Genomic DNA, 15,554 nt, shown 5'->3' on the forward strand with positions numbered 1-15,554 from the left:
GGCGGAAACGATCTGGCCGTCCCAGACTTCTACGCCGCTGCACTCCGTGTTCTTGGCGCCATCGGCGCAGCAACGCCGTCGTACGCGTACCGCTCCTGATTCGCAGTGCCGTACGCGCGGTTATGACTTATCCCGGCGAGGGACCGGCTGAGGCGGAACGGCAGGGTCCGAGACCGGTATGCAGAATCGCAGCCTGTCACCCGCAAAGCCGTTGTTGGTGCAGTAAAGAGGCACCTCCTCGTCGCCAATGAGGAGGGTGGGCTTCTTTATGCCATATTTGGATTCATTGAAAGTCAGCACAACCGATCCGTCAGGTGAGGCGCAACTGTAGGCGACATTCCACGGGCTCAAGTCCTCGCACTTATCGAGTTCCCTCGTGGTGCCAGCCCCATCCACGTACTCCCAGGTCCTGTCCGTGTACTCGCCCACCTGAATAGCAGAGTTTGGAATGGACCGGGCATAGTCGCGGGTGAATGGCCTGTCATCGCAGCTCGCTGCAGTGAGCGTAAGCAATGCCAGCACGGCTAGGCCTATTTTTGTTCCACGTCGCATTCCGGTGTCCCCCAAGGCACGTTTAATGATTCGAGGGTATGTCTACCCTGCCGGATGAGCCCGGCTTCGGTGACCCGCGCAGCTTTCGGAGCTGCGTCGCCCGGTATTCCTGGCGGGCCAGCGTGAATGCATAGAACGTGAAGGCACCAGCCAGAGCAGTCAAGAACAGCGCGCCCCACATCGGACCCTGGCCCTGTTTCAGCGGGGCCAGCAAGAGCACCACCGATAGGACAGTCAGCAGGGCGGCGAAGACCGCGAGGATCCCCATTCCCCACCAAGTGCTGACCTGAGCTTGACCGCTGCCTGGAGTAAAGCCAATCTCGTCGGCCGGGTAGCTGTGCAACTCGCCGGTGCTGGTGTTGCGGAGTACCCGCTTTTCCCCGGCTGCGACTGCCGCCTTGTGCTCGGCGTATACGGCATCGTTGTGCCGCTCGCGGTCCGAAGTCATGGTCCGTTCTTCCTTTACTGTCAGCTAATTAGAGTTTCACAACATGCTGGGGTCAGCCGTGATCAGCCCGATGAGGGCCAATGCCGGCAACGCAGCAAGAATGGGGCCTGCAACCAAGATCCAGGTAGTCGCCGGGTACCGGCGGTAACCTCGGCCGCGCAGCTTGGTGGCCCACAGAGCAGCGTAGATGACGCTGGCGATCACGTAGGGGATTGCCAGCAGGAGCATTCCCAGGCAAAGCCAAATGACAGCCTGTAAAGCGCCAAGGCCGTCCTCGGTATACATATCGATAGATCCGGTGCCCACAGCAATGAGAAGCAGCAGCAGGACCACCAGAACGCCGGCGAGGATTAGCAGGATTGTCCGAAACGTCCTTGCCCATGCCGGCAACGGCGGAACTTGGACCTGTCCGGGCTGGTGCGGGAAATAATTCGGCGGGTACGGGCTGTGGGGTTCCACGGTGCTCTCTTCCTGGTGAAAATCTTGGCGAGGGACAGGTACGGGCTAGACGGGGTGAACGTGCACAATGATCACTTGCACGTCCTTTGAACCGTCGTAGCGGAGGTCATACTGGACCCGAAGGCCTGTGGAAGTGCCCGGCGCCAGGGCAAAGTCACTCTTGTCCTCCGGCCGGCTGGACACAGATTCGATCCAGTCCTCTGCTGATTCGCTCGGAATTCCGTAGCGGTCCACGCCGTCGCGGATCAGAGCAATGAAGTCCTTCAAGGATTCGGTCTTAAGGAAGTACGTGATTTCACGAAATTCCGGGCCGCTATTCATGCCGTTGAGCCGGAGCCGATCCGTCTCGGCTCTTATCAGACCTGTAGGCGCTTCGATTTTCAGTTCCATCACGCCATCGGACATCAAGACATCCGGGGCCTGGTTGGTGCCGTCTTCCAGGCCGACACTCTCTTTGGTGAGCGTCCCGAACTTCATGTCGAAAATTGCCGTCCTGGACGTCTTGATCTGTTCAATACCCGCCGGATCAAGACCTGCGTAGATCTTTGCACCAGATGGTGGTGATGGCGCAATTGTCGCTGTTGGAGGGCCGCCGGGAACAGTGACAGCACAGCCTGTGAGCGCCAGCGACGTGAGTAAAAAAGTGGCAGCCAAGGCCTTCATACCTATCCCCCAGGAGTATGTGACGGTCATGTCAGTAAATCATCCTCGTGCCTGGGCAGTGAACTTACCGTGAGGGCAGTTGTGCCCATTGCGCCGCCCGCGCCGTCGCCGCATAGGCCCCGTGAGAAGGGAAGCACGCTCTTCCCAAAGATTCTTGGCCTCGCGTGTAATCAATGGTCCCTTGCCGGAAACAACATGTATGAGCACCCAGTTCTGCTCAATAACTCCGTGGGGGAAGGAACCCAAAATGAAGTACCGCCGATCCGGAAATGCCAAGTACGCCACCCTGGTAACGCTGACCCTGGCACTCACACTCGCCGCCTGCGCATCATCCACCCCGGTAGCCAGTAGTTCATTCACATCTGCAACAGAAGAAGCCAACACCCTTGCCCTGTCCCCCGCAGCACCATTGGAAGAAACACTCGCTGCCCCGGCTTCTGAACAAGGCACTCCGCCACAGCTAAGTGAACCGGCATTGGTCAATGTTTCGGTACCCGTTGTGGCGGCACCGGTTGCTCCCATTCCCGTGCAGGAAGAAACCGCTCCGGCTCCGGCAGCACCTACTGCGCCTGCCGTGGCGATCGACCCTGTTGTTCCCGCTCCGCCCCTCGCTTCGCCACCGCCCGCAACCATTCCGCCGTCGAGCGTTCCGCCGGTAAGCACCCCCACCGCACCTGAGATAACACCGATCACCCCCGCCGAACCTTCAACGCCGCACGTCTCGCCAAGCTACCCGCAGATCGGCTTGTTCACGTTCCCCGACGGGCACATTTCCTTCCTGCTGCCGGCAGGTTGGACGGCACAAACTGAAGAAGAACCCGTATTCGGAGAGGACCACTACGCTGACGATGATCACTTTGTCGTAGCCCAGGTCTACGACGAGACCGGCGACAATGTAGCGCGCATCTACAGCGGTGCAGGCGGTGGTGTGGTGGGCGGACCGGTGAACCGCACCATCCTCGACTCACAGAAGCTCACCGCCTTCGACAGCCGATACGGAGCCTCCCACTTCGCCTTCTTCAGGGATGAATACCCCTTCGACACCACAGAGACCCGGTACTTCATGGGTGTAGTGGCAGAGCCTCTCATGACTGAAGGCCCCGACAGCACCTCAGCCTCCAGCTTCCTCATCATGGGCAACGGAGCAGCCTCTGCGACTGCACACATCGACGTATCAATGTCCGCGGAAGATGCTGAAGCGTGGATGGAAACCGAGCAATACAGGAACCTTAAGGCCCTCCTGACCAGCATCCAGTATGCGGAGTAGCCGCCCAGGCACGATGCCCGGCAGACCCGTACAGGGTTTGCCGGGTATCTAGACCGCGTCAGAAGGCAGCTGCTGCAGCCGCCACGCGATCATCTCGCGGATGAGCTCGAGGGGCAGCGGGGCGTCGTGGCGCAGTTGAACAAGGTGGTCAGTGGTTCCGTAGCCAGCCAACTCTGTCGAGAAGTGCTCCATCGCGTCCGGGGTCGGGTAGAAACCGATGTGTTTCTTTGTTGCTGTGAAGAAGAACAAAGGCTCGGTCCCGAGCTTGAACGTCGGCATGCGCCAACTGATCGATTCTTCAGCTTCATCGGGTACCGCCGACCGGATCAGTTTGTACACGCTCATCAGCCGTTCCCGTACCTCACCGTCGTACTGCTCGATGTACTCGAGGATGGAACCCGCTGTCATGTGGTCTCCCTTTCGCCGCAAGGCCGATCCTATTACAGCCGCACTTACCCCCCCGGACTTGTTGGCCCCATACTCATCAGCGCTGAGCAGACATCGTGGGTAGTTCACCCCATCGCGAACACCTCAGCCGTGCGCGAAGATACGCAGACACGCTTCCGCGAAACCGGACGGCCACCTACATTCCCGATAAGGAGCAAGAACCATGAAACTCGCCTCAAAGATCGCAAGCGCCGGCGCTCTGCTAGGACTCGCTGCAACGTCCCTGCTAGCGGGGGTACCTGCGGCTAATGCCTCGGGTACGGGCAAAGCCTGCCCGGCAAACCGTGTGTGCCTGTACTTCAACAGTAACTTTGAAGGAGCACGGGCTGACTTCGCATACAGTGATGCCGGCCTGAGCAACGAGCTCTTCACCGATGGCCCCGCCGGCGCGAACGGCTGGGGAGTCCAAGTCAACAACAACGCAGCGTCACTCATCAACAACACCCCAGGCGGAGCCAACATCTACGACGGACCCAACTGCACGGGCGAGGCATGGGCTACCTACGGTGGAGAACGCGTCAACTTGGCTTCAATGGGCATGAAGAACCGGGTGACCTCAATTTACATCGAAGGCGCATGCATCAACCGGGATCAATCCTGGGCATAGCCGGCCGACGAAAAGATCAGGGACGTCTTCAAAAGGAAGCACCCCAATTTGATGGCTTGGGCGTGGCGGGTTGTCGGACCTGAGCCCGCCAGACCCTCGCTTCGATACGGCGCCGATGCCAGTCCCAAACACAACCTGACGTCCCATTTTCTTGGAACTAGAACACCCAATGTCGGCACGCTGTAATCCGCTAAGAGATCAACGAAAACGAACAAAAGACCGAAGCTGGTGCGGGGCAAAGTCGTGTGCCTCTGTAAATTTTCGGGACTCGTAAAAGGCGCGCTGTGCGTGCTCAGCATCCGTGAGCAGGACTACCTGTCTGATCCGCTCGGTTCGGTGCAGCAATTCGTCCAGCAGTGCTCCGCCGATTCCCAGTCGTTGGTGCTCTGCCGACACCAGGATGTCCTGGATATAGGCGATCGTGTAACCATCAGAAACTGTCCGCGCTAGCCCGACCAACTTACCTACTGCGTTTCTCGCTGTTAGGACGCAGAACGAACCATCAACGGCGGCGACAAGAGCTGCATGGTCGTCGGTATAGGCGGTCCATTCCACCGAGCCATACAACTCGATGAGCTCGTCAGCGGTGGGTATCTCAGCGGTGATCACGTAATCCATGTGTCGATCTTCGCAGCCATAAGCCTTTACGTTGCGCGTAGGCCGGTCCCCCGCAGGACGCCCCACAGAACCCGGTTATCCCTTAGCGTGCTGGGGAACAGTTTCGAACATCGCTACTTCGGTTGGCCCAGTTCCAGCATCGGCCGGCACAGCCACAACTGGGTCGTATCGCTAAAGCCCGGTAGTGCTCACGCCGTACTCGGCTTGCTCAGGAGTGAAGCCGTTGTAGATTAGCTGGTCGACAAGCCCGGAACGCGAGAAGGAGCTGAATTTCAGGTAGCTCGCGGCTTTCTTGGCTGCTTGCTCGTTCCAGTCGACTTTCATGGTGTCAACCGCCCACGTTGCATCTGCAGTTGAGAACTTGTTGTACTCCAGTTGTCCGATGAGGCCGGTGCGCGAGAATGCAGAGAACTTGAGGTAGCTTGCAGCTTTCCCCCGAGCGTTCTGCTGGCTGACCGTTCCAGCCTTGGCAGCGGCTTCAGCATCGGCGGCAGCTTTAGCGGCTGCGGCATCGGCGGCCGCTTTGGCCTTGGCCGCGGCGTCGGCTTCAGCTTTGGTCTTGGCCGCTGCATCTGCGTCGGCCTTTGCTTTGACCGCAGCTTCTTTCTTCAATTTTTCATCCCCATAGGCTTCCGCCTGAGTTGGGCACAGGTCGATAAGTTTGCTTCCGGCCGATTTGAAGGAATCAACGTTGACGTGCACTTTGGCGCCCTCAGCTGAGGCAAAGCCGTCCAGCGTTTTAGCCATGTCAATGATGAGAGGTTTCATCTCATCGTTGGCGGTGCCAGCCACGTACTCAAGGTCAGCGACAATAGTTTTTGCCTTGGTTTGGTCGTTCTCAGTGACAGGGTCAGGTAGGTTTTGCAAGAAGGCTACCGCTCCGAACATTCGACCTTCGTCACCCTTGTCGAAGAGCTGGTCGCAGGTCTGATCGGCCGAAAAGACAGCCCTGGTGGTTTCTGGAGTGGGTTCCGCTGGGGCCTCGGAGCCTCCGCCGCCACAACCGGTCAATGCTAGGACGGCGACAGTGATGGTGGCCGGAAAAAACTTATTCAATTGTTCCCCCATGAGTTCGATATTTGTCAGCATTGTATGCGACCGGGACAGCTGGCCGGACTCCATGTCATTTATCTGCCGCCCTGATCAGCGGTGAATCTCCAAGTGGTCCCCGGATTGGAGGGTTACGAGAACCTCGTCAGGGGCATCCGCATTTTCGCGCCCGTAAGACGGTCCCCACGGGCCACATCAAACGCGCATCGAAGTCCCGCTGTTCAAGGGCTACAACGCCATAGTCGATTACCCTGATCCAAACACCGGATGCCTGAAACAACGCAGCTGCATGCATACCGAAACATTTGAGGAGTCCTGTGATTACCGATATCCCCTGGAACCGCGGCGAGTGGACAAACCAGCCGGCCGCCGTCGTCGAGCAGGCAGGTGACCTCCTGGTGACTGCAGCCGAAAGCAGTGACGCTTGGCGCGTCACGTCCTACGGATTCATCCACGACACCGAGCACGCGCTGCTCGCCCCCTTCCCGCAGGACAGCGCGATGGAGGTTGAGTTCACCGCCGCGTTTTCCCAACAGTTCGACCAAGCGGGCATCTTTGTCCGCATCAGCGCCGAGCACTGGATCAAGGCGGGCGTCGAATTCGCCGACGGCGCCGCTCAAGTGGGCGCGGTGGTCACCAACCGCTTCTCGGACTGGTCCTTGGCCCCTGTTCCGGATTGGAACGGCGGGCGGGTCCGCATGAGGGTCAGCCGTTCCGGCGACGCCCTCACCATAAGGGCCGCATCGGGCAGCGACGAACTCCGGCTAGTACGTGTTGTGCCCTTGGCACCTGACCTGGTGACCGTCGCCGGGCCGTTCACCTGCGCGCCAACACGTGCAGGGTTGACCGTCCCTTTTCACTCCTGGCGGGCTACGCCAGCCGACAGCCAGCTTCACTGATGCCAGCCCCAGCGGAGCGAGCTTGCGGGCCCAAGCGTTCATGAGATTATGGAAGTTCCGGCAGCCTGCGATTGGCAGTGCTGCGACTCAGTTGGCTCCATAACAAGCCTATGGGGGGCACATCACGGTGGAAGATACTGCAAGTCTTTGGCGTACTGATCCTGCGACGTTCCGCGACGTGGTGATCAACCGCAAAGCCCTGGAAGCTGCGTTGGCAGGCGAGTGCCCTCCGGTGGAGCGCGTCAGGTATCTAGCGCTACTTGGCCGGGACACTGAAGCCCTGGACGAAGGCTTCAAGTTGCTGCCTCATACACCTGACCGCCGAGAGCTGTTGCTGGTCCTGGCCCAGATCAATCAACGCCAATACCGCTGGCACGACGCCGCAGTTCTCCACGAAAAAGCACTCCGAACAGTCCAGTCACCGGAAGAGGAGGCCTACGTTCGCCACCACATCGGGCGGCGGCTTTTCGACGAAGCCCGTTTCCGTGCCGCCGCGGATGAATTTCAGTGGGCAGCGGACCTCTACCGTGTGGCCGGCCACCCTCAATTCGCCGAAGACAACCGCCAAGCCATGCGCCACGCCCTGCATGTGCACAGCGCCGAGCGGGGCGGCGGTCGTCCTGCGTTTGAGCTCTCCTGACAATCCCTCACGACCCGTTTTTCGTGGAACCGAGGCATCAAAATCTGCCCAACATGAATGCTAGGCTCGGCTCAAATTAGCGCTTGAAATGGGTGGGGCTTGGGGGATCATGGGAACTTTTCGTGCACTTGCAGTGAAATCGGCTGTTCTTGCCGCGGTGTTGTTGAGTTCAACGGTGGCTGGGTTACCGCCGGCCGTAGCTAAAGACGGCGTCGAGTCCGCGCCACAGGCATCGTCGTACATACCGCCCATAGTGGGCTTGCCCTTTGTGGGGTCCGAGCTGACCTTGGGGATAACACAGTTTCAGAAGTGCAAAACTGAGGAAGCCCCGAACGGGTTTGTTCTTGAATGGCTCAGTAATGGCGTTCCCCTACCAGCCGAGCGGCAAGGGGAATTCCTGAAACTCATCCCCGAGGACCGGGGTAAGCGTATCTCCATGAACGTCCACACCCAATGTGCGGTACCACAGGTCTTCTACAGCAGAGTGACGCGTCCCATCGAAGCATCCAGCCGGGCCATGGGCTGGACAGGCCGGGGGAACTTTGAACTGCTGGGCCGAACCGACGGCGGGGACCTTGTCCTCTACCCCCGGACGTACGAGCCGCACTGGGTTTACTGGGGGCCTGGCATGGAGCTCCTCCAGTTCCCCAGCTCCTGGGATGAACCCAGGGTGGTAGGAACGGGGTGGAACATCTTCGATATCGTCTTCTCCCCCGGTGACTTTGATGGAGACGGGCATAACGACATATTGGGACGGGACAGCGCCGGTAACCTACATCTCTACCCCGGCGACGGTGAGGGAGGCTGGCTCCCACCCAAACAGGTTGGTTCCGGCTGGGGCATCTTCGATTCGATCGTTGGGCCTGGGGATTTGGACGGTGACGGCCTCAACGACGTCCTAGCGCGTGACCGTTCGGGAAACCTGCATCTTTACCCGGGTAGCGGCGACGGCGGCTGGCTCGCGCATTCACAAGTAGGAGCCGGCTGGCAAGTCTTCGACAAAATCATTGCAGCCGGCGATTCCACCGGTGATGGGACAGCGGACATTTTCGCCCGCGATCGCAGTGGCTTCCTCTACCAGTACCCCTCTGACGGATATGGCGGTTGGGCCGGACCATCGTTGGTAGGCCACGGTTGGGACGAAATGGCCGAGATCAGCAGCGCCGGCCCCTCCGAGAAGTCGTACAACATTTCCAGCAGTGAGCTCATCGCCTATACCCACGACGGAGATCTCTTTCGCTACGACAACATCGGCATTGACGGACGCTACTCGCTGTTCAAGCAAGGCCAGATCGGCAACGGATGGGACATCTTCAGCAGTCTCATCTAAAACGTAAGGCGCGGGACGCTGAGATCATCGCACTATGTCCGGCGACTCCGCCTTACTGCGAAACCGGCCAGTGCAGTGCCCCAAGCGTCACCGAAGAGCAGCTGATGTAGCCTTAGTAAGGAAGCTGACTATTTCGGAAAGCATGGGGGTGCCAGAATGCCTGATATGGAGCGATGGCCAACCAGCCGGCTGCTGTCCACAGCTGCGCGGCTCGTGGAGCTGGCGTGGAACGACAAACTACGCCCTCTGGGGTTGACCTATCCGGCGGTACTCACCCTTGACGCCTTGGCAGCGGCAGGGCCCATCACGCCCGGGGAACTTGCCCGGAGCGTCCGCGTCCAAGCCCAAACCATGGGCCCGCTGCTCACCAGGCTGGAATCGCGGGGTTACATCCGCCGTCAGCCCAATCGATTCGACCGACGAAGCCAGCTGATATTCATTACCGACGTGGGTCTGACGCTGCTGGAGCAATCCCACCGCCAAGAGAACACCGTGCTGTCGGCCATCGATCTCGACTCGGAGGACCTCCGGGAAGCGCTGCTGGCAATCGTGCGCCACACAAAGTTCAACTGATCGTGACTCATCCCGCGTAGACGAATGTCCGCCCATCAGGGCAGTATGGTGTTATCCGCTGATGAAGTCCGGCGTTCCAAGGGGAAAGTTCTCTCCCCCACCAACCGGGCTAGAGACACTTTAGAAGATACCCGGACCAGCAAAAGGGCATCATGAGTGAACTCAAAATAGGCGACAGCCTGCCAGTGGAACTCCTAAGTTTCAAGGCAGCAGAATGCCTCATATCAACAAGCACCTCCGGCACAGAAGACTTGTGCGTACTGGATGCAGGACACACAGGAAATCATTTGTCTGCAGGTGCGGACATGGTTGTTCGGGCCGTCTGGAGCTAGGCCAACCGGCCGGCGACCAGCCCGGCACGGCTGGCTCGCTGGCCGGCGGCTTTACCCGCCAGCAGCTTTACGTGCCGCAGAAGGTCCGGTAGGGTCCGAAGCTCTCCGGCGCAGGCTCGGCATACTTTTCCAAGCCAGGACGTTCGCTGTACGGGTCGGATACAGCGGCCAGCAACCGCTCAGCCGGACCTATGTCCCCTTCAGTTGCGGAAGCAAGGGCTTCCTCCACCAAGTGGTTCCGTGGAACATAGATCGGGTTGACCTGGTCCATGGCATCGGCATCCGGATTAAGTGCCTGCCAGCGTTCCAACCACGAATCGAACGCGGCCAGATCCAGGATTTGGCTGCGCGCGGGTTCGACCTCCCCGCGGGCCGCTTTTCCGAGGCTTCGGAAAAACGAGGTGTAGTCCGCGCGCGTCTCCTGAACCAGCTGCAGGAGGTCATCCACCAAAGGCGAGGCAACGCCGTCGTCAATTCCCTCAGGCAGCCCAAGCTTGGCTTGCATGCCGCTGAACCACGCGGCGCTGTACTCCTGGCGGAATCCATTGAGCGCCTCAACAGCCAGGGCCACCGCCTGCTCCTCATCCTCGTGGATCAAAGCGGCAATTGATTCGGCGAAACGGGCAAGGTTCCACTCCGCAACCACAGGCTGGCTACGGTAGGCGTAACGTCCCATTTCATCAATGGAGCTGTACACGGCTCCCGGATCGAAACCCTCCATGAAAGCGCACGGACCGTAGTCGATGGTTTCGCCGGACACCGTCATATTGTCCGTATTCATGACACCGTGCACGAAGCCCACCAGCATCCACTGCGCCACAAGTTTCGCCTGGACTGAGATGACGCCCTTGAGGAGCGCAAGGTAGCGGTTGCTTTCACCGGCCGACGACGGGTGGTGGCGTTCGATCGCATGGTCAGCAAGCCGACGAAGCAGGTCCATGTCGTTGGAAGCCCTGGCGTACTGGAAGCTGCCCACCCGCAGATGACTGCCGGCAACCCGGGTCAGAACGGCCCCCGGCAGGAGGGTCTCCCGCTGAACCTGACGCCCGGTGGCCACAACCGCGAGCGACCTGGTGGTGGAAATGTTCAGGGCATGCATCGACTCACTCACGATGTACTCCCGCATCATGGGACCAACCGCCGCCAGACCGTCACCGTTCCTGGCAAAAGGCGTCCGCCCCGATCCCTTGAGATGAACGTCGCGAAGCTTCCCGTCAGCGCCGGCGATCTCACCCAGCAGAAGGGCGCGCCCATCCCCCAACCGCGGTGAGTACCAGCCGAACTGGTGACCGGAGTAGCCCTGGGCTACCGGAGTTGCCTCTTCCGGCAAGGCATTGCCGACCAGCAGCCGCACGCCCTCCGGGCTCCGGAGAAAATCAGGATCAAAACCAAGTTCGACGGCGAGTGGCTGGTTGAGCGTCAAAAGCTGCGGACCAGGAGCTTCCTCCGCCCGCCAAGGAATAGCCAGCTCCGGGAGCTCCCTGGCGAAATGCCCTTCAAAGGCGACGGTGGAATGCGCAACTTCACTCATCTATCAAGGATATAGATGCCGTTGCCGGGGCGAAATGACGATGACATCCGTTGCGGGACCTTCGTGCGCTACTCCCCGAGCTCAAGCCGAGATGGACGTCTTGGTCGCGGAACAGATGAGCACGGAGTCGTTTGGCGCGCTCATCAACGAATCCGGCACACTTCCCGCGTCCTAGAGAATGGCCCGTTGTTGCGTAGCATAGGGACCCAACGACTCTTGGGGGGACCAATGAATTTAAGTCCGGCCTTCGGAATCATGGGGATTCTGTACGCTGTTTTCACGATCGCGGTGGCCGGCCTGGCTGTCTATGCCTTGGTCTTGGCCATCATCTTCTTACGGCTGCGGATCGCTGAGCTGAAGAGGACAGCGCGGTCAGAGGACGGTTGAACCGCCGCCGTATTACCGCCCACCGCCTAAAACAGGTAAGCAAGTCCTGACCCCCAAGCTCCATTGTTCAGGGAGGTTCGACATGCCCGGTATGGGATCCCCTATCTAACGCGCAACTGACCGTAGGCATGCTCAAGCTTTCACTGAGGAGTGGTGCGAATATCAACCCGGCGGCAGAGGCAATGCCGAAATTCGCTCGCTGGATGAAATTCCGGCTGTGTGCCGCTAAGCCGTTAGAGCACAAAGGCTCCTACCTCGCTTTCCGGCTAGCATGTGAATCACTGCCTTTTGGCAGGAGATCAATTGGGGGCGGTTTCCGCCAAAAAGTTAGGCGATATGTGGGTTCAATTGCGCAAGCGCGCCGATTTTCAGCAACCAGAGGTTGGGCCGTTGGGTGCGCAGCTGCATCTTTGCTCGCGTTCTTGGGCGGCATGGTCCTCTTTTTCAGTAACACTTTCCATCTCCCGTGGACAGGATCTGCCCACCTCGTACTGACGGGCTTCATCGGCCCGCTCACGGCGAGCCTTGCCGCCGTCGTGCTTCTGCGACTGAACGGTCGCCTGCCCGCCGGCGTCGCCCGCTTCACTGCGATAAGTGCGGTGCCGGCCTGGGCTCTGGCTGTGACCGCCGCAGCGAGTTGGTCTGTGGGCTTCGACGAAGCTGACATGAATCAGGGCTTTAGCTGGTTCGGATCCTCGACGCTGCTGTTCATGATCCTGGGCTGGATTGCCGGGACCGCGTGCCTGGCAGTTCCGTTAGACGCCCTGCTGGCCAGCCGGCGGTCGCTTCCCATCCGCGTCACGCTAGCCGTTCTCCTGGCCGCACCTATGGCGCTTGCTCTGGGGGCACTCATGCTGATGCCACCCATGATGGGCACGTTGGGCGCCGTCGTGCTGCTTATTGTGGCCCTACGGCAGCGACGTCCGGCCGCAGCAGTAGCTGCGGCGCCAACGCACGTGATCCGCCGTCAAGTAGTCGCACCCAGCCCTCGTGCTGTGGGCGGTGCGGCGCTGGCGTTGCTCGTAGTCGGGCTGGCGTGCGCCGTCTTTGCCGTCACGGGAAGTACGTGGGCGCCCATGGTCACTGACTCCACCCACGCCATGAACCTTGGACTGGCCTACGGTGCATTCGCAAGCATCCCCCTGCTAATACTTGCCGGGCGGGTGCTGGCACCACGGCTAGGGTCAACCACGCCGTGGGCCGTCCTTCTTGGATGCGCATCCATGGCGGTACAGGGGTTCGCGCAGTTCCTCGGGGCGGGCCACGCTTCGCAGTGGAATGCCATCCTTGTTGCAGCAACGCTCATGGGTTTCGCCATCGCACTTCCGTTGGGACGACTGGTGGTGGCCGGTCGTTTTGGCCGAATCGCCGTGGTCGCTTTGATGGGGCTTGCAGCATCCGTAGTCGGCCTCCAGTTGGTTGCGATGTCCGCTTTCCTCGCCCCGGTTGGCTCGGCCGTCCTCCTCATCTGGTCCCGGAAGGCCGGCAGCGTGCGGCAACCGCGGCTCAATTCCTGATGTGGAACTATCACTAAAAAAACATGCTGTTCATTCCGAAGTTGATGAATTTTACAACACAAATTAATGACAAGTACAAGCATCAACCCTTACCGCCGCATGCCGCTTATACTTCTCCAAAGAGTTTCAACACAGGAAGCAGTCGAAATGTTCAAATACAATGTCGGAGACAGGGATAGTCTTGGTGGATTCTTCACCACTTTTAATAGTTTGGCGATTCCCATCATCGGAGGTGACAACGCCAAACTTGAAAGTTGGCTCGGCTTTCATCCTGGACGGTTAGCAGACGGATTTACCGTGATGTTTCTTCAAGAAATGCCGGCTGTCGGCGATGTGGTGCTGGCCGGCACTACGCTGAATTCTGGGGGCAGGGTGGGCCCGCCCGCGTCGACCGAAGCAGAGGACCGGATGCGCCCATTCGTCTCTGCTGAGAGAAGAGCAGCCAGACACGCTGAGTTTGACCGATATAGGATCAGTCCCCAGGTGATTGCAAAGGGTAAAGCATGGTCAGATTTTGATGCACTCAGTAACGCCGTCGACCTGATCCAGTTGAGAGGTACGGATCGGGCTACGAAAATAGTTCCTGCGATCGATCATGACACAAAGATGCCACCCAATGAGCAATATCCAGTTGGTGGTGGGGTTACACAACTCGTTCTTACTCAGCCAGTTATATGGAAGGCTGCCGTCAATATCGCTGGCAATGGTGATTGGGAGCTGCCAGCTGGGTGGCCACCCGTAGATCGAGAGTTCCTTCAGAAAGACCCTTCGTTGATAAAGAGAAGAGTCCGAGTAGCTCTCGAAAATATGGCGTAGACAGAGGCTTTTCCTCCGACTTCGACGACGCCGACACGACACGACATCATGCGTTGGCGCTCCCGGACGTAACCCGTCGCCTTGCCCTGCTAGTGCCGCTACTTTGCCTATTCGACCTGGTAGACCCGCTTATATCCGTTTCGGTGCGTCAATTCCCGGCAGAGGGGCTCGGCCGTTATGGTTGTGCCATTACCTGCCCGCCCAGAATAAGCGGGCATTATCACCGCACCTTGAACGAAACTTGGGGGACATGAAGCTCCGTATCCCTGCCCTCTTGGCAGTATTAGTGGTCGCACTCACCGGTTGTGGAGAAGGTGAGACGCAATCATCCTCGGCTGTAGCGTCAGCAAAATCATCACCCACGGCAACGCACCGGGCGATCGTCCCCAACCTCGTCGGGAAGACGTATTTGGAAGCTGAGTCCGAGCTGGAAAAGCTCGACTACCGAGCGCGCATCGTCGATTCCGAGGGGATTCCGTGGCAACGGGAGACTGTTCCGGATGAAGGCGTACTCACAATTTCCACCTCACCCGCTGCGGGCAGCTTCTCAGGCAATGAATACGTCGACGTCAGAGTCAACACCACGGAAAAGGACTTCCTTGCAGGCGCGAAGGCGAGGACAGCGGCCGCTGAAGTCGCTGACGCCGAGGCAAAAATTGCCACACGCTACACGTACACGTGCGGTGGAGTAGGCCAAAGCCGCGAATACAAGACGTTCAAGGATGTTTGGGTTGGCATCAATTACAAGGACGGGGGGACCGCATGCACCATAAAGATTCTCGGGATCTCACCATCGAGCGAGACCGATCTGTTGCCAACCGAACTTAAACTCGTGGACACTGTTGCGGCCAAAGGGGTGACCATCCTGAACCCGGGCTCCACGCTCGAAAGGATCATGAACCTTTGCGCAAAGCTCGACAGCGCCTACACCAACCAGGCAACCACTGTAGAGAGTCAGGCTGAAGCCGAGGTGGCCCTAACCATCTGCCCCGATGCCCCGCACGCGCCAGCCCTGCGCAGCACAGTCAGCAACCCCAGGATCGTCGACGGAACCTGGACCGTCGGCCAGACCATGGAGCCCGGAACCTGGAAAACAAATCCTGGCGTCAAAGGGTGCTATTGGTCCCGCAACTCCGGTGGAGGCGACATCATTGCTAACGACTTCGTCGATTTCGCTCCCGACGGCGTAACGGTGCTAGTTTCAGCCGGGGAAGGCTTCAAATCCAGTAATTGCGGAACTTGGTCGAAGCTGGGCTAGCCCCCGATCCGGGCCAGAGCAGTAAAATTAGAGCTAGAGGTATGGCGATGTCTCTGGCTTTGGTTATTGCCCTGGTCCTTATGGGCTTAATTTCCGTGACCGCTGCGATAAGCACAGTGGTTTTGGTGATCCGCGACGGCCGAGGCCAAATCCCGCTGGA

Annotated in this window: 18 protein-coding genes; 10 read left to right on the top strand and 8 right to left on the bottom strand. The window is 59.3% G+C overall.

The annotated features are described in order from the left end of the window. Positions 1–120: 120 nt before the first annotated feature. From AC1RJY_RS16120 to AC1RJY_RS16135, 4 genes are read right to left on the bottom strand one after another with little or no spacing between them, the layout of a single operon-like run. Complete coding sequence (locus AC1RJY_RS16120; protein ID WP_498602707.1) at positions 121–522, bottom strand: hypothetical protein; 402 nt, start codon at positions 520–522, stop codon at positions 121–123. Between the two features lie 52 nt (positions 523–574). After that, on the bottom strand, positions 575–1,000 hold the full coding sequence (locus tag AC1RJY_RS16125) for a hypothetical protein (RefSeq protein WP_498602708.1): 426 nt from the start codon (positions 998–1,000) through the stop codon (positions 575–577). A gap of 36 nt (positions 1,001–1,036) precedes the next feature. After that, on the bottom strand, positions 1,037–1,459 hold the full coding sequence (locus AC1RJY_RS16130) for a hypothetical protein (RefSeq protein ID WP_014922563.1): 423 nt from the start codon (positions 1,457–1,459) through the stop codon (positions 1,037–1,039). Between the two features lie 45 nt (positions 1,460–1,504). After that, on the bottom strand, positions 1,505–2,152 hold the full coding sequence (locus AC1RJY_RS16135; protein WP_498602709.1) for a hypothetical protein: 648 nt from the start codon (positions 2,150–2,152) through the stop codon (positions 1,505–1,507). 217 nt (positions 2,153–2,369) lie between these two features. Between AC1RJY_RS16135 and AC1RJY_RS16140 the strand changes: the two genes are divergently transcribed. Next, positions 2,370–3,389 (top strand): hypothetical protein, encoded by a 1,020-nt coding sequence (locus tag AC1RJY_RS16140; RefSeq protein ID WP_286139783.1) that lies wholly within the window; start codon positions 2,370–2,372, stop codon positions 3,387–3,389. A gap of 48 nt (positions 3,390–3,437) precedes the next feature. On the opposite strand, the gene AC1RJY_RS16145 is transcribed toward AC1RJY_RS16140, so the two are convergent. Then, a complete protein-coding gene (locus tag AC1RJY_RS16145; protein WP_498602710.1) occupies positions 3,438–3,797 on the bottom strand; it encodes an iron chaperone in 360 nt (119 codons plus the stop codon). A 202-nt stretch (positions 3,798–3,999) separates the two neighbouring features. Between AC1RJY_RS16145 and AC1RJY_RS16150 the strand changes: the two genes are divergently transcribed. Next, entirely contained in the window at positions 4,000–4,443 is a 444-nt protein-coding gene (locus tag AC1RJY_RS16150) for a peptidase inhibitor family I36 protein (protein WP_014922567.1), read from the top strand. A 198-nt stretch (positions 4,444–4,641) separates the two neighbouring features. Here the strand turns inward: AC1RJY_RS16150 and AC1RJY_RS16155 are convergent, their stop codons facing one another. Together AC1RJY_RS16155 and AC1RJY_RS16160 are read right to left on the bottom strand one after the other, a co-directional pair. After that, on the bottom strand, positions 4,642–5,061 hold the full coding sequence (locus AC1RJY_RS16155) for a GNAT family N-acetyltransferase (RefSeq protein WP_498602711.1): 420 nt from the start codon (positions 5,059–5,061) through the stop codon (positions 4,642–4,644). Between the two features lie 171 nt (positions 5,062–5,232). Then, positions 5,233–6,183 carry an Ltp family lipoprotein gene (locus AC1RJY_RS16160; RefSeq protein ID WP_498602712.1) on the bottom strand — a complete coding sequence of 317 codons (951 nt, stop codon included), beginning with the start codon at positions 6,181–6,183 and terminating at the stop codon, positions 5,233–5,235. Between the two features lie 245 nt (positions 6,184–6,428). Here AC1RJY_RS16160 and AC1RJY_RS16165 point away from each other — a divergent pair, with 245 nt between their 5' ends. From AC1RJY_RS16165 to AC1RJY_RS16180, 4 genes are all read left to right on the top strand, one after another. After that, a complete protein-coding gene (locus AC1RJY_RS16165) occupies positions 6,429–7,010 on the top strand; it encodes a DUF1349 domain-containing protein (RefSeq protein WP_498602713.1) in 582 nt (193 codons plus the stop codon). Positions 7,011–7,137: 127 nt separating this feature from the next. After that, positions 7,138–7,650: a hypothetical protein gene (locus AC1RJY_RS16170; RefSeq protein ID WP_011775827.1), complete on the top strand. Its 513-nt coding sequence runs from the start codon at positions 7,138–7,140 to the stop codon at positions 7,648–7,650. Between the two features lie 109 nt (positions 7,651–7,759). Beyond that, positions 7,760–8,980 (top strand): FG-GAP repeat domain-containing protein, encoded by a 1,221-nt coding sequence (locus AC1RJY_RS16175; RefSeq protein WP_498602714.1) that lies wholly within the window; start codon positions 7,760–7,762, stop codon positions 8,978–8,980. Positions 8,981–9,145: 165 nt separating this feature from the next. Next, the gene (locus tag AC1RJY_RS16180; RefSeq protein WP_014922573.1) at positions 9,146–9,553 is read left to right on the top strand and encodes a MarR family winged helix-turn-helix transcriptional regulator; all 408 of its coding nucleotides are present in this window, start codon (positions 9,146–9,148) and stop codon (positions 9,551–9,553) included. A 399-nt stretch (positions 9,554–9,952) separates the two neighbouring features. On the opposite strand, the gene AC1RJY_RS16185 is transcribed toward AC1RJY_RS16180, so the two are convergent. Next, entirely contained in the window at positions 9,953–11,416 is a 1,464-nt protein-coding gene (locus AC1RJY_RS16185) for a protein adenylyltransferase SelO (protein WP_498602715.1), read from the bottom strand. 228 nt (positions 11,417–11,644) lie between these two features. Here AC1RJY_RS16185 and AC1RJY_RS16190 point away from each other — a divergent pair, with 228 nt between their 5' ends. The 4 genes from AC1RJY_RS16190 (at position 11,645) to AC1RJY_RS16205 (ending at position 15,394) form a co-directional block, all read left to right on the top strand. Continuing rightward, the gene (locus AC1RJY_RS16190; RefSeq protein ID WP_498602716.1) at positions 11,645–11,803 is read left to right on the top strand and encodes a hypothetical protein; all 159 of its coding nucleotides are present in this window, start codon (positions 11,645–11,647) and stop codon (positions 11,801–11,803) included. Positions 11,804–12,234: 431 nt separating this feature from the next. After that, entirely contained in the window at positions 12,235–13,320 is a 1,086-nt protein-coding gene (locus AC1RJY_RS16195; protein ID WP_498602717.1) for a hypothetical protein, read from the top strand. 66 nt (positions 13,321–13,386) lie between these two features. After that, positions 13,387–14,136 (top strand): hypothetical protein, encoded by a 750-nt coding sequence (locus tag AC1RJY_RS16200; RefSeq protein ID WP_143711649.1) that lies wholly within the window; start codon positions 13,387–13,389, stop codon positions 14,134–14,136. Between the two features lie 250 nt (positions 14,137–14,386). Continuing rightward, positions 14,387–15,394, top strand: a complete 1,008-nt coding sequence (locus AC1RJY_RS16205; RefSeq protein WP_498602718.1) for a PASTA domain-containing protein — start codon at positions 14,387–14,389, stop codon at positions 15,392–15,394. Positions 15,395–15,554: the final 160 nt, after the last annotated feature.

Source organism: Arthrobacter sp. GW822-FHT05G07, assembly GCF_058799755.1.